Origin of the sequence: Wolbachia endosymbiont of Zygogramma bicolorata (assembly GCF_051130665.1) — a bacterium.
Classification (GTDB): domain Bacteria; phylum Pseudomonadota; class Alphaproteobacteria; order Rickettsiales; family Anaplasmataceae; genus Wolbachia.
In genome coordinates this window covers 964255-976634 of record NZ_CP149530.1, presented here as the reverse complement: position 1 = coordinate 976634, position 12380 = coordinate 964255, and the positions used below count along the sequence as shown (strand labels likewise).

General features: G+C 34.8%; 11 protein-coding genes. 3 read left to right on the top strand and 8 right to left on the bottom strand.

The genetic code is table 11. The features are described from left to right. Position 1 precedes the first annotated feature (1 nt). The 4 genes from WKH12_RS04635 to recA all read right to left on the bottom strand — a co-directional run bounded on the left by WKH12_RS04635 (position 2) and on the right by recA (position 4062). Positions 2–1339, bottom strand: a complete 1338-nt coding sequence (locus WKH12_RS04635) for an alanine/glycine:cation symporter family protein (RefSeq protein WP_434732119.1) — start codon at positions 1337–1339, stop codon at positions 2–4. A gap of 31 nt (positions 1340–1370) precedes the next feature. After that, the gene (locus WKH12_RS04630) at positions 1371–2141 is read right to left on the bottom strand and encodes a CDP-alcohol phosphatidyltransferase family protein (protein WP_182183504.1); all 771 of its coding nucleotides are present in this window, start codon (positions 2139–2141) and stop codon (positions 1371–1373) included. Further along, the gene (locus tag WKH12_RS04625) at positions 2138–2830 is read right to left on the bottom strand and encodes a phosphatidylserine decarboxylase (protein ID WP_434732654.1); all 693 of its coding nucleotides are present in this window, start codon (positions 2828–2830) and stop codon (positions 2138–2140) included. The genes WKH12_RS04630 and WKH12_RS04625 overlap by 4 nt, the downstream gene beginning before the upstream one ends. A 164-nt stretch (positions 2831–2994) precedes the next feature. Next, entirely contained in the window at positions 2995–4062 is a 1068-nt protein-coding gene (gene recA / locus WKH12_RS04620) for a recombinase RecA (RefSeq protein ID WP_264687864.1), read from the bottom strand. 141 nt (positions 4063–4203) lie between these two features. Between recA and truA the strand changes: the two genes are divergently transcribed. Beyond that, positions 4204–4941 (top strand): tRNA pseudouridine(38-40) synthase TruA, encoded by a 738-nt coding sequence (gene truA, locus WKH12_RS04615; RefSeq protein ID WP_096617503.1) that lies wholly within the window; start codon positions 4204–4206, stop codon positions 4939–4941. 88 nt (positions 4942–5029) lie between these two features. Here truA and dnaN read toward each other — a convergent pair whose 3' ends face one another. From dnaN to WKH12_RS04595, 4 genes are all read right to left on the bottom strand, one after another. Next, the gene (gene dnaN, locus WKH12_RS04610) at positions 5030–6187 is read right to left on the bottom strand and encodes a DNA polymerase III subunit beta (RefSeq protein ID WP_253309419.1); all 1158 of its coding nucleotides are present in this window, start codon (positions 6185–6187) and stop codon (positions 5030–5032) included. A 123-nt stretch (positions 6188–6310) separates the two neighbouring features. Then, positions 6311–6808, bottom strand: a complete 498-nt coding sequence (locus WKH12_RS04605; protein WP_434732118.1) for an invasion associated locus B family protein — start codon at positions 6806–6808, stop codon at positions 6311–6313. Continuing rightward, positions 6801–7694, bottom strand: a complete 894-nt coding sequence (locus tag WKH12_RS04600) for an RNA polymerase factor sigma-32 (protein ID WP_253309418.1) — start codon at positions 7692–7694, stop codon at positions 6801–6803. The genes WKH12_RS04605 and WKH12_RS04600 overlap by 8 nt, the downstream gene beginning before the upstream one ends. 210 nt (positions 7695–7904) lie before the next feature. Beyond that, a protein-coding gene (locus WKH12_RS04595; RefSeq protein ID WP_434732009.1) for an IS630 family transposase occupies positions 7905–8919 on the bottom strand; the annotation gives its coding sequence in 2 pieces (ribosomal slippage) (positions 7905–8453 and positions 8455–8919; 1014 coding nt in all). Positions 8920–10256: 1337 nt separating this feature from the next. Here WKH12_RS04595 and WKH12_RS04590 point away from each other — a divergent pair. Continuing rightward, on the top strand, positions 10257–10760 hold the full coding sequence (locus WKH12_RS04590) for a protein-disulfide reductase DsbD domain-containing protein (protein ID WP_253309646.1): 504 nt from the start codon (positions 10257–10259) through the stop codon (positions 10758–10760). A gap of 262 nt (positions 10761–11022) precedes the next feature. Beyond that, positions 11023–12357, top strand: coding sequence for an alanine:cation symporter family protein (locus tag WKH12_RS04585; RefSeq protein WP_434732117.1), 1335 nt, complete (start codon positions 11023–11025; stop codon positions 12355–12357). Positions 12358–12380 lie beyond the last annotated feature (23 nt).

Sequence of the window (12380 nt, the reverse complement as noted above, 5' to 3'; positions counted from 1 at the left end):
GTTAATACCCTTTAGAATTGTAATAAGAATCTATTGTATTCAAAACTTCCCTTCTTAGTAGATATATTGCAACAGCATTTGGAATCATAAGGCACATGAACAAACTGTCGCCTAGGTAAGATATAAATTCTATATTTTTTGGTATACAACTAATATACACTGAAACCACTATAAGAATTTGGAACGGTATCAGTATTTTTTTATTACCAAATAAATACAGCAGAGCAACTTCACAGTAGTAACAATAAGCTATTATTGTAGAAAATGCAAAGGAAAACATCATTAGCGGAAAAACTAACTTGCTGAACAAGGGCAAAACTGTTGAAAATACCGAACTAATTAGTGTAATATCACCCACGTTATCAGTGCTATGCATACCAGTAATAATTATCACGATACCAGTCAAAAATGAGATTAATATTGTGTCTATAAGTGGTGCAATCATTGCAACGCATCCAACTTTAATTGGATCTTCTTCTTTTACAGCTGAATGTGCTATAGCTGCTGTTCCGGTACCTGCTTCGTTAGCAAACACTGATCTTCTCACTCCTGCTATTAATCCGCTCAATACTCCGCCTCCTATAGCTGATTTATTGAAGATGTCTTGGAATATTATGGATAGAGCATTCAGCAAATTACTTCTGTTTACATAAATTAAATATATACACATACCCATATATAGCACTATCATAATTGGTGCTAAGCTCGTTGAAACGAAAGCAATGCGCTTTATTCCTCCCAATATTACAATAAAGACAAGCAGGGATATAATAATAGATGCGTTGTATTCGAAGAGGTTATTTGACAATGCTGCTATCTGATTCGCTTGAAATGGTATACCGCCCAAAATCATTGCAATAAGTAGCATAATCGCATAAGTAAAGGCAAGAAATCTACCAGTTTTTGCAAATCCAATTTTTGCAAGCCCGTACTTCATGTAATAAAAAGCCCCGCCAGTTGCATTTTCAGAGCGATAGGTGAATGCAAGCACCACCTCGGCAAACTTTATCGACATACCAAGTATTCCGGTAATTACCATCCAAAAAACTGCACTTGGGCCCCCTATTGTGATAGCTATTGCAACTCCTGATATTGTTCCAAGACCAACTGTTCCTGAAATTACTGTTGCAAACGCTTGAATATGAGTGATTATGCCATTGTTATTACACTTTAGATTGAATAGCGTCTGTATTCCATGCTTGAACAATCTAAAGTTAGTGAATTTGAATTGGATGGTACAAAAAACCCCAGTTGCAATTACCCAAATAATTATAAATGGAATGTTGAATATCTTTATGTACAGAAATGAATTTAACAGTTCACTTATTTTTACAATCATGCTGCTCACTACTTTTTATTACAACTTATAGCTAACGAGCTTTATACGAGTAATATATATAAAGCCCAGTGCTTACTGGAATAGTAAGTACATACACTACACCTAAAATTGGTAGCGTCATCCAGGGCTTACTGATGAAAAATATAATAAGTACTCCAAAAAATGACACAAATATATAGGATAGGCTTTTGGGAACATAAATATATTTTGCAGAGAAAGTTGGAATGTGACTTATCGAAAAAAATGAAATGGCCAGAAAGTAACAAGCTACGTTTCTTGTGTTAAAAAATCGCTCTATGAGAAGTAAGTATTCACTCTCATGAGATTGAAAGGTAATAATTATTGGTAACAAAGAAAGTAAAGCACACACTGGAGCTGGAACACCAGAAAAGAAAAATTTTTCCCAGTGTGATTGTTCTGAGTGTAGCGAAACATTAAATCTTGCAAGTCTTATTGATATGCAGATTACGTATATCATTACTAAAATCCAACCTATGACTTTGATTTCGTTTAGCTTCCAAAAATACAAAAGAAATGCAGGCGCTGCACCAAAATTTAGAAAATCTGCAAAAGAATCAAGCTGGGCTCCAAAATCGCTAGTTGATTTTAGAATTCTAGCTATTCTGCCATCCATTCCATCTATTATTGCTGCAATGATGATAAAAATTACTGAGAATTCCCATTGTTCATTAAATGTAAATTTAAGTGAAGTGAGACCAGAACATAAACCCAATAAAGTTATAAAGTTTGGGAATAATTTAGTAATAGGTAAGAATCTACTGTTACTTCCATCGTTATTCATATAACGTCAAAAGTAAGCTTCTCTTGAACGTTTTCCTTATTTAAGTTTGCTATAATTGTTTCACCACCAATAACAGTTTGCCCTTCTGAAACTCTGACTTCTATATCAGCAGGAACATAAATATTCACTCTACTACCAAATCTTATAATTCCAAACCTTTCACCTGCTTTCACATTCTGGGATACTCCTAAATTACAAACGATACGACGTGCAATTAATCCAGCTATTTGCTCCACAATAATTTCTTTTCCCTTTTCGTATTCAATCACAATAACCTGCTTTTCATTTTCATTACTAGACCTATTGCTCATTGCGGATACAAACTTGCCTTTTTTATAATTCATTTCCTTTATCGTACCAGATATTGGTATACGGTTCACATGGACGTTCAAAACACTTAAAAATATGCTAACAAGCGTGAACTTCTTCTCTTCTCCATTTTCTGCCGATAAAGGACAATTAACTTCTTCAATTTTTGAAATCACACCATCAGCAGGACTTAATATAAGATCCTTATTGTTTGGCACAGCTCTTGTTGGATCGCGAAAGAAATAAGTACACAATAATGTCGGAAACAAGCACGTAACACCAAACCCCCAAGATATAGAGAATGCTATACACGTTACTATAAAGGCAACGACTATAAATAAATAACCTTCCCTGTTTATATTAGGTAAACTAAAACACATAATCTTATTCACAATAACCTATTGTTAACAATTTATCATTTATAATTTCTCATGAAAAGCTTTTTTTAACTGCTTCAGCAAAGTCCTCTTGATACAAGGTAACATTACAGATTAGCACACACCGTCATACTGTAACAACCCATCCAACACAAACTAAGTTTAGATCAGAACACTGATTCTTCTAAAAGTTGCTCACTATCCTCGTCTATTATAATAGAATTATCATGATTTCTGAGTAAATCTCTGATTTTCATTTCTATTTCATTTGCGACTTCTTTGTTTGTTTTTAGGTAAGTTTTTACATTCTCTCTTCCTTGTCCAAGACGTGTATTGTTATATGAATAGTAAGCACCTGCTTTTTCAAGCACACCAAGCTTTGCTCCCATATCTATTATTTCTCCGAGTTTTGATATACCTTCATTGTACATTATATCAAATTTCGCTTCTCTAAATGGAGGAGCAACTTTATTTTTTACAACTTTAACTCTTGTTTCATTGCCTGTAATATTTTCTTTGTCTTTTATTACACCAACTTTTCTTATGTCAAGCCTTACAGAAGTATAGAATTTTAATGCATTTCCACCCGTGGTAGTTTCAGGATTTCCATACACTACTCCTATTTTCATACGAATTTGATTAATAAATATCAATATACAGTTCGCTTTTGAAACGGCAGAGGTTAGCTTTCGTAGCCCGTGACTTAGAAGCCTTGCTTGCAGCCCCATATGTTGATCACCCATATCACCTTCAATTTCAGCTCTTGGAGTTAACGCTGCAACAGAGTCAATAACTATCACATCAACCGCACCAGAACACACTAAGTACTCAACAATGTGTAATGCTTGTTCCCCAGTGTCTGGTTGCGAAATTACTAAATCATCAGTGCTTACCCCAAGTTTACGAGCATATAAGACATCCAATGCATGTTCTGCATCGATAAATGCGCATGATCCTCCTTTTTTTTGTGCTTCAGCAATCACGTGCAAGGCAAGAGTGGTTTTACCAGAACTCTCGGGACCAAATATTTCAATTATACGTCCTTTTGGCAAACCTCCAACACCTAGAGCCGAATCAAGCGCAATTGATCCTGTGGATATTGTGTCTATTTTCTCTACAGGGTTTTGCTTCAACTTCATTATTGCACCTTTACCAAATGCTTTTTCAATCTGGCTTATTGCGTTATCTAATGCTTTTTGCTTATCATTATTTCTTTCTTCTGAGTTGTTTGCCATGGATCATTTATTAACTTGTATAACTTCCATGATAATCAAACGTGAACAACCTGCCAAGGGTTTTTTAATAACGAAGAACGTTATCGTAGAAAAATTAGCTACCTAAATTATATTAAGATAGAAAGTTAGATAGACTCTGCAGTGCGATACAAAATAACGATAGAATACAATGGTAGTAGTTTCTCTGGCTGGCAGAAGCAGCAACATTCTGCTAATTCAATCCAGGAAGCCATAGAAAATGCTATATTTAATTTTAGTGGTGAGAAAGTTACTTTGTACTGCGGTGGCAGGACTGATGCAGGGGTTCATGCTTTAGGACAAATTGCTCATTTTGATATGGAAAAGGAATTTGAGCTTTATAGAATAAGAAACGCAATAAATTATCATTTAAAATCAATTCCCATAGTTGTACTGAATGCAGAAGTTGTAGATGATGCGTTTCACGCACGGTTTTCAGCAAAAAAAAGATATTACGAATACAGAATAGTTAATCGCTATGCTCCTGCCGCTCTGGAGACAGGTTATGTATGGCAAGTGTTTAACCCACTTGATGTAAATATTATGCGTGAAGCTGCTAAACATCTACTTGGAAAACATGACTTTTCAAGTTTTCGTTCAAAAGATTGTCAAGCCGCAAATCCGATGAGAACAATTGATGATATCGATATAATACAAAATGGGAATCATATACACATCAAAATATCTGCTATTTCCTTTTTACATAACCAAGTGAGGATCATTGTGGGTACTTTAGTTGAATTTGGAAAAAATAGAACTAATCCACAAGAAATGCTAAATATATTAAACCAATGCAAAAGAAATGCAGCTGGAGTTACTGCACCACCTTTTGGCTTATATTTGGTAAAGATAGATTACTAATTTAATAAAAAGTAACGTTCTTAGTGAAATAAGTGTCATACCGCCACGGTATCTCCAGATCCTGCTAACAAGAAGCGGGATGACAAGTTTAAGTTCTCATTGGCATAACTACATATAATACACTTGAATCGTCTTCATCAGTGATAATTGTAGCACTATTACCATCGGCTAAGCTAAACTTACATTTATTTTTTATGCAGGATAGAACATCAAGTAAATAACGCGAGTTAAACCCTATTTCTATAGGGGCTTCATTGTAGTCCACTTCTATGGATTCAGTTGCATCATTGCACTCTTGAGAGTTTGAATGCAGAGTCAGCAGCTTTTCTTGTAGTGAGAATTTAATGGATTTTACTTTATCAGATACAACAACGGAAACTCGATCTATAACATCTGAAAGTTTTTTACTTTCAATAATCATATGCTTATCTTGAGATGCTGGAATAACTGCTTTATAATTTGGAAAAGTCCCATCTATTAATTTTGATATTAGAATATATTCACCGCATGTAAACTTGATTTTTCTGTCTGAGAGTTTTACATTAATTTCATTACAGTCGTCCAATATTTTTAACAGCTCCATAACAGTTTTACGTGGAATGATCACACCAAATTCGCCATTGATGTTCCCAGGCTTTGGTCTCTTTATACATGATAAACGGTGACCATCAGTTGCAACGCAGTACAGAAACTGCTCGTCTGTATGTAGATATATTCCATTTAAATTATACCTTGTATCATCTAGTGATACAGCAAATTTTGTTTTAGTTAATAAGTCTATCAGGTCCGTATTTAGTAGAATAAAATCATGTTTATAATTGTCTTCTTCAAGAGCAGGAAAGCTGCTTGAAACTACATTCGGTAAAGAAAAGTTTGCATTTCCGCAAGACATCAATAATTTTCTTTGGTTGTTTACTTCAAAATTGACATCCAAATCAGCGGGTAACTTCTTCACTATGTCATGTAAAGTATGCGCTGAAATTTTTACTTCTCCTTCTGTTAATACGGTTGCAGCAAGTGAGGCAAACATTGAAATGTCAAGATCAGTTGCCATTAATTTTATGCTGCCGTGTTGTGCTTTGATATTTATACATGCCAAAACATCTATTGCATTACGCCTTTCAACCACTCCACTTACTCTGGATAATGTATTTAAAAGACTTGTACGGCTCACGCTAAAACGCATCTGCTCGCACACAGAATTTTGCTTTTTGATTTCTGTATCTACACCTGCAACCTCTGACATTGCTAACTCTCAAAAATATATTTTAAATGATATCCACATCCTATATAAAGTAAAGTGCTATTTATATTTCCATTGAAAGAGTAGTCCAGTTTATACTATAGCTGGGTATTTTGTTAAAATGATTTACTTTGTATGGCATAAACCATGCATTTTTTGATATGCTTTTTGAAAACCAAGTAGGGAATAAGTATCATCAATGGTCACTGTTTTTGTTTTTCCATTAACTACCATTGATAATCCCTGCTTCATTTTTAGAATGAGATCTTGATCTATTTTTGTATGCTCTGCCCACGCAAAACTTCCCTGTATTATAGGCAGTGTATATTTAATTTTTTTGTCGATATTGAGAGCTACAGGCTCCTTATCATACTGAAAACCAGAGGTAACGCTTACCTCATCTGCTTTTTTATCAACATAACTGACCATTACATACGGCTTGCGATTGGTTGTATAATGCTCGCTTTTTGTCTTAGGGTAAGATACAATGTAACACACTTTCTCTCCATCTTCTGATGCAGTATATACAAGCCAGTCTTTGTATTTTTCCCTCAATTGCACATCACTAACCGATGCAAAAGCGCCTATTGAAAAAAATATTAGAAATATAAAAAAACTACGCATGCAAACCAAATTTCAAACTTTCTGATTGTATATATTGTTTTACCTTAGCCATCGCCTGCTCAGCCAACTGTCTTATTCTTTCTCTTGAAACACAATATTTTTTACTAAGTTCATCTAGAGTTTGAGTGTTTTCAGACAAATATCTACTGATAAAAATGTCTCTTGCCCTTTCGTTAAGGCTTGCTAGTGCATTGTTTAAAATTGTTTCTTTTAATTCTTTTTCTTCATGATTCTGATAGGTTACTTCTTGACTGACCAAGTTACATGGGATCATATCTTGCAACTCCCTTTTAGAGTCATCACCTATTTTTATGCAATCGTTTAGCGACTGATCCTTACAAGCCAAACGGTAATTCATCTGCAGAACATCTCCTTCGGATACAGAAAGCTCATTAGATATTGCTTTTATTTCTTCATTGCTTAAAGTCTCTCTGTTTGTATACTGTAAAATTCTTTTTTTTATTTTACGTAAACTAAAAAATAATCTTCTTTGTGCTTGCGTTGTGCCTATTTTCACGAACGACCAAGATTTCAATATAAAGTCTTTTATTGAAGCTTCAATCCACCACACTGCATAAGTTGAAAAACGAAACCCTAAATCAGGATTAAACTTTTTTACTGCATGCATTAAACCCATATTCCCTTCCATGACCAGGTCCATCAACAATAGTCCATAATTTTTGAATTTCATTGCAATTTTCACTACCAAATTCAAATGGCTGGTAATCAATTTATGAGCAGAAGAAATATCCTTATATTGGTTCCAATTTTTTGCTAATCGTACCTCTTCCTCTTGAGACAGCATAGGGAATTTTTGCACTCTAGCAATATATTGCATGAGATTGGTTCTGCTATCAACACATAAGCTTGCCATTGGGGTCAACATAACAACTTAAATTAAAACTTCATATATATAATATATTGATTTTCGAGCAAAAATTCAAGCTTTGATTTGAAAAAAGTACAAACCTTCTATCTAATTGGGATCTTAAAGACGATAAGCCCCAACATCAGCTACCTGGGTAACACTATATATGACATCCTGCCAGCGTGTAATGATGAACATTATAGTTTAAATACGTAGTAATACCAAATCTCATAAATAAGTAGGCAAATAACTAACAGAACAAATGGTTTTGATCGAACTTTCCGTAATATTACGAATGAATGCACATACAGTATCCTCCAATAAACTAACAGAGTCATATATTCTATTTTTAATGAGATTGTCTTTCAAATATTGCCATAAACGCTCTACTGGATTTAACTCTGGTGAATATGGAGGTAAATAGATTAAGGTAATATTTTGTGGTATTTTTAAACCTTTGGATCTATGCCATCCTGCACAATCCACAACAAGAAATGCCTCCCTTGTTCCTAAATATTGTGACATCTGCTCAAGGAATATATTCATACAATCAGTATTGACGTTTGGTACGAATAAGCTAGAACTCTCTCGATTTCTAGGATTAACTGCACTATAGAGATAAAAGTTTTGCCTACCTAATTTTACCTTAACCTGTGTCCTAATGCCTTTTTTAAACCACCCGTGTCCAATCTTTGAATGTGTGCCAAACCGCGACTCATCGAAGAAAAATAGCTCTTTTTCGGGATACGTGACAATAGTTTCATTAAGATTTTTTTTTAAACTCTTCTTGTTTATTTTTATCCTGTTTATTGTGCACAGGCCTTGGAGTAATATACGAAAAACCTAACTTTTGCATCAGTCTATGTGCTGTAGACTTACTTACCTCAATAGAAAACATTTTCTCAATTATGATTTTTAATTTCTTAGCCGTTAGGTTGGCTCCTTCTTCTGCTATGACATTTTTAATTTCTTCTTGCTGCTTGTAGCTCAACTTCGGCTTTACTCCACGTCCTGGTTGTATTTTAAACGCATTGACTCCTCCTTCCTTAAATCTTGTAATCCACTTCATCAATGTAGTTCTAGTAATTCGGTATATTTGAGCAACTTTTGTTATTCCATATTCTTTTGCAGATATTATTGCCTGTAATCTTCTTCCTATCTCTCCTCTTATGCCGTGCTTCTTTAATTCCAGGTTACACTTATTATATAATTCTTCTCCTATTGCTTTACTTTTTCCTGCCATAACTCCCCACTAATTCTTAAATTATTCTATTTTAGAAATTTTTCTTTATTCCTCTATTTATTTTTAGGAATTGGTATAAGAACTGTTCTAGATCAACTTAGGTTTTCCATTCATTCTCTTAAATAAGTTCACTACTTATCGTTCTACAGCCAGAATGTCACACAAACGAAAGTTTAATCTGTGCTTACCGTAGACATGGGGTTTTAAATGCGATACCCATGGATGTGAAGTCCCACCCCTGAAGATTAGAATTCAAGCAGTTTAGCTTTAACCATATTGATCAGGTGTTGCAAGCCGTTATCTTACACATCTTCAGATAACTCTCGCTTTACATACATGCTCTTGTCCTCCTTCCCTTTCGGGTTAAAGTTAGTTGTTCACCTCGAGGCCATTTATTCTGAACCCTGCTTAGCTCTGCTAAGTATTTCTTAATGCGTACCACGGCGCACCCTCTCGACTCACACAGCTCCCATTATTCGGCCCTTGCTACTAATTATAGCATAATCAAGGACTCTGTTTTAATCAATTGCTCATCCCATTTCTGGTTGACAAAACAATTAAAACTAAATCCCTTCGCTCCATCTCCATTACAGAGACTTCTTCACTACTACGAGCTGATCCGCCCCTGTTTCTCGCGTCGGTACTCTCATCCTTAGAGATCAGCTCTTTGGACTTCTCCCTTATCATCGAAACGACAGGTTCCCGTAGTTCCACACAATAGCCTAAAATAGATTCACGCCACCTCTATGCCGGACGCCACCTATCCAGTAAACAAGCTCCCGATAGATTTATCCCAGGTTAGGTTAGACCCCTGGTTTTGACGTCGTCTAGTTCCTTTCGACACTTTATCAGTGGTTCATTTCCATTCGTCTCTCTATTTCATACATGACGCATAATTGCGCCTTTTCCATAACGCTCACTACCTTAGCTCTTTACCAAAGCAGCTTATGGCTGTTTGAAGCCTGCTCTTGTAAACCGGCTCCGAGGGGCCCACCCTCATCTATTGCGTAGCTTTTGCACTTAGTTTGCTCTTACTTGAACATTCTTTGTGTCTCTACGGCACACCTAACCCAAGAAAGGTTTTCCTACGTCATACCGCCGCGGATAGATTCCGCTAACAAGTAGCGGAATGACGAATTTTTGTTTTTCAAATTGTCGGTAAATCTAAGTCAGTTTAGCTATATGTGTTTTCCACAATGACTTATTCTTTTCACCCATTTATATTACAGTTGTATATATTAGAATAATGCTATGTTAATAAATAATCTATATAATACTATTAAATATAATAATTAAAATCTAAATCACTTTCTCTATAAAAGGAGAATTTTACCTTAATGAAAATACATATATATTTAATATTGTTTTTATTTTTTTCTTGCACTCAACTATATGCTGACGAGGAAATTGCAAAATTTGATTTACTTATTGGCGAGATAAATGAAGCAAACCTCACTCTTAAAGGTGCAATAAAGGTTACAGTAGAACCAGGCTGGCACATATATTATAAAGATCCTGGAGATTTCGGTCTTCCCACTTCTTTTGATTGTAAGGGTAACACATTAAACATAGATATTTACTGGCCTACTCCAAAGGAACATAGAGATAAAGTAGGAAGAGAGATATTTATCAGTAACGTATATAAGGATATGGTATTATTTCCCTTTAAGATGAATGTGTTTTCAAATCAAGGGTATATTGACCTTAACTTCCATATAAATTATGCGATATGTAAAGATAGGTGCATCCCTAAAAATGTTGAGATAAAAACCAGGCAACCACTAAAGGATTTCATAGATTCTGATATCAATAAACTTATAAATGAGTGGTATGAAAAATAGGGTTCTCATGGGGTAGGTGTCATTCCAGTGCGTGACACTGGAATCTCATTTACTTTTTTGTTCACTATGTGAGGAACTTGGGCCTACAAGTATATAAACATAATGGTTTCGCATAAAAAATTTAGATCCCAGTGTCACGCACTGGGATGACAAGAAAGGAGCGCTAGGATGACAGGAACGAAGTCATACGAACTCTAATAGAAAATAGGTTAGGTATTCTCAATTTTTGTTGTATACTTAAATAAAAATCTCACTTTTACAGATGGATACAGTAAAGTTTGTTTTATTACTGCCAACAATATTACTCATGCTAGTTGCTGGTGTTTACCTATCGGTTAAACTAAAATGGCTACAGATATTTAGATTGCCGTACGCCCTTTCACTCATTGGAGTTAAAAGAGGGGAAAATAAATTTTCTTCTATAGCCGCCCTGTTTACAATCTTAGGGGGAAATTTAGGAGTAGGAAACATTTCAGGAACTGCTGTTGCTCTAAAAACCGGAGGACCGGGCTCTATTTTATGGATGGCAATAATTATTGTTATCACTTCTGTGATAAAATATGTCACTTGTTATCTAAGTATAAAAACCAGAAAGGAAAAGAACGGACGGTTTATAGGTGGCCCTGTAGTCTACATGGCTGATGCGTTTAATTCTAGAAAAGCTACAATTGTGTTTCTGGTTGTTATGATGATGGTTTCAATAACAGTTGGTAACCTTGTTCAGGTAAATTCTCTATCAATACCACTTAACATGATAGATGTGCCTGTAGTCATTGGTGGCATTGTAATGGCCATAATATTTTTTGTTGTTGCAGTTCTCAGCTTAAAAAAAATTAAAATTTTTATATCGGCTATGATACCGATAATGACGGTAAGTTACCTCACACTTTGCGGTATCATATTATTTAAGTTTAGTGAAAATATCCTTCCTTCTCTAAAATTAATAACAAGCAGTTTTTTTACAACTAGTAGCTTTAACTCTGGTTTATCTCTAGGTTTGATTTTAGAAATGTTGACTATTATTCAAGTCGGAACTTTGCGAGGTATTTTTGCAACAGATATAGGGCTTGGCCTCGAAGGAATCGTACATTCTTCAATTGTTCCTAAGAAAAATAATAATAAATTTATTATTGAGCAGAGTCTAATTACAATAATATCGCCTTTTATAGTTGCATTTATAGTGTTTATTACAACAATGGTACTGCTTGTCACAGATTCTTGGGTCACTGATTTAGAGAGTACTAACATGTGCATATTTGCTTTTAGAAAAGCTATGAATTGGCCCTATATTGACTATTTAATTATGGCCATAATGTTTTGTTTTGCCTTTACTACTATTTTTACTTGGTTTTTTTGCTCAAAACAGACAATACGCTATGTGTCTATGGATAATAAATACACTAAAATCTGGATTGTAATTTTTACCATGATCATTCCGCTTGGTGCGATGGGTAAAGTCCGATTGCTATGGGATGTCGCTGATATCTCGATTGCTGCTTTGTTATTTATCAACATACTCGCTATACTCAAGCTAACTTCTAAAGATCCAGAAGTATTCACTATGAGCAACAGATATTTAAAATTAGGCGCCAACTAAAAGTTGCCATCTGAGTAACAACA

What these genes read in the sequence shown, in the direction of transcription:
- WKH12_RS04635 (WP_434732119.1), bottom strand. Translation starts at nt 1,339, where the DNA reads ATGATTGTAAAAATAAGTGAACTGTTAAATTCATTTCTGTACATAAAG.
- WKH12_RS04630 (WP_182183504.1), bottom strand. Translation starts at nt 2,141, where the DNA reads ATGAATAACGATGGAAGTAACAGTAGATTCTTACCTATTACTAAATTA.
- WKH12_RS04625 (WP_434732654.1), bottom strand. Translation starts at nt 2,830, where the DNA reads ATGTGTTTTAGTTTACCTAATATAAACAGGGAAGGTTATTTATTTATA.
- recA (WP_264687864.1), bottom strand. Translation starts at nt 4,062, where the DNA reads ATGGCAAACAACTCAGAAGAAAGAAATAATGATAAGCAAAAAGCATTA.
- dnaN (WP_253309419.1), bottom strand. Translation starts at nt 6,187, where the DNA reads ATGTCAGAGGTTGCAGGTGTAGATACAGAAATCAAAAAGCAAAATTCT.
- WKH12_RS04605 (WP_434732118.1), bottom strand. Translation starts at nt 6,808, where the DNA reads ATGCGTAGTTTTTTTATATTTCTAATATTTTTTTCAATAGGCGCTTTT.
- WKH12_RS04600 (WP_253309418.1), bottom strand. Translation starts at nt 7,694, where the DNA reads ATGTTGACCCCAATGGCAAGCTTATGTGTTGATAGCAGAACCAATCTC.
- WKH12_RS04590 (WP_253309646.1), top strand. Translation starts at nt 10,257, where the DNA reads ATGAAAATACATATATATTTAATATTGTTTTTATTTTTTTCTTGCACT.
- WKH12_RS04585 (WP_434732117.1), top strand. Translation starts at nt 11,023, where the DNA reads ATGGATACAGTAAAGTTTGTTTTATTACTGCCAACAATATTACTCATG.